Below are 1162 nucleotides of genomic sequence, written 5' to 3' on the forward strand. Positions count from 1 at the left end.
GGTGAGCCATGAAGGACTCGAACCTTCGACCCTCTGATTAAAAGTCAGATGCTCTACCAACTGAGCTAATGGCTCTAAATAAAATGGCTGGGATACTAGGATTCGAACCTAGGAATGACGGAGTCAAAGTCCGTTGCCTTACCGCTTGGCTATATCCCAACAATTTTCCAAATCTGAAAATTAGTGAAAAGAATGGTGCCGGCGATAGGACTTGAACCCACAACCCCCTGATTACAAGTCAGGTGCTCTACCAATTGAGCTACACCGGCACATTTCAATTATGAAGTTAATGGTGGCTCGGGACGGAATCGAACCGCCGACACGAGGATTTTCAGTCCTCTGCTCTACCGACTGAGCTACCGAGCCAAATAATATTGCAAATTGTTGCCGCCATTCTTAGTGAAAAGATGGCGGAGCTGACGGGACTCGAACCCGCGACCTCCGGTGTGACAGACCGGCGTGAACTCCAACTTCACCACAGCTCCAAAAACTATATGGTGGAGGCTGACGGGATCGAACCGCCGACCCTCTGCTTGTAAGGCAGATGCTCTCCCAGCTGAGCTAAGCCTCCGTGTTTTAAATGTTTCGGTTTTTAGTTCGGAGCCCCCGCAAAGTACTTGGAATAATCTGCGAAGCATTTGCTTCACTTTGTGGGGATTTATTTTATGGTGACCCGTAGGGGATTCGAACCCCTGAATGACAGCGTGAAAGGCTGCTGTGTTAAACCGCTTCACCAACGGGCCATATAGTTGTAATGGTGCGGTCGGCGAGACTCGAACTCGCACGGGTCGCCCCGCCACCCCCTCAAGATGGTGTGTCTGCCAATTCCACCACGACCGCAAAGCATGTATAGTATCATTTAATCAAGAATGGTAGCGGCGGAGGGAGTCGAACCCCCGACCTTTCGGGTATGAACCGAGCGCTCTAGCCAGCTGAGCTACACCGCCATATTTGATTTAAGAATTACATGGCGGAGAGTGAGGGATTCGAACCCTCGCTACGCTTACGCATACTAACGGTTTAGCAAACCGTCCCCTTCGGCCTCTTGGGTAACTCTCCATATAATGGCTCCTCAGGACGGACTCGAACCGCCAGCCTACCGGTTAACAGCCGGTTGCTCCACCATTGAGCTACTGAGGAACAAGGAAGGTTTGCACCTTCA

11 tRNA genes are annotated in these 1162 nt (G+C 50.9%); all 11 read right to left on the reverse strand.

Annotated elements, in window-relative coordinates:
* Positions 1-2: 2 nt before the first annotated feature.
* Positions 3-75 (reverse strand) — tRNA-Lys (locus tag ACPW7N_RS26595).
* Between the two features lie 9 nt (positions 76-84).
* Positions 85-159, reverse strand: a tRNA-Gln gene (locus ACPW7N_RS26600).
* A gap of 34 nt (positions 160-193) precedes the next feature.
* Positions 194-269: transfer RNA gene (locus ACPW7N_RS26605), tRNA-Thr, on the reverse strand.
* Positions 270-290: 21 nt separating this feature from the next.
* Positions 291-366 (reverse strand) — tRNA-Phe (locus tag ACPW7N_RS26610).
* Positions 367-408: 42 nt separating this feature from the next.
* Positions 409-485 (reverse strand) — tRNA-Asp (locus ACPW7N_RS26615).
* Between the two features lie 10 nt (positions 486-495).
* Positions 496-571, reverse strand: a tRNA-Val gene (locus ACPW7N_RS26620).
* Between the two features lie 95 nt (positions 572-666).
* A tRNA-Glu gene (locus ACPW7N_RS26625) sits at positions 667-743 on the reverse strand.
* A gap of 12 nt (positions 744-755) precedes the next feature.
* Positions 756-840: transfer RNA gene (locus ACPW7N_RS26630), tRNA-Leu, on the reverse strand.
* A 30-nt stretch (positions 841-870) separates the two neighbouring features.
* Positions 871-947: transfer RNA gene (locus ACPW7N_RS26635), tRNA-Met, on the reverse strand.
* A 21-nt stretch (positions 948-968) separates the two neighbouring features.
* Positions 969-1059, reverse strand: a tRNA-Ser gene (locus tag ACPW7N_RS26640).
* Positions 1060-1065: 6 nt separating this feature from the next.
* Positions 1066-1140, reverse strand: a tRNA-Asn gene (locus tag ACPW7N_RS26645).
* Positions 1141-1162: the final 22 nt, after the last annotated feature.

Source organism: Brevibacillus nigriterrae, from assembly GCF_049846925.1.
In the GTDB taxonomy this organism is placed as follows: domain Bacteria; phylum Bacillota; class Bacilli; order Brevibacillales; family Brevibacillaceae; genus Brevibacillus_H.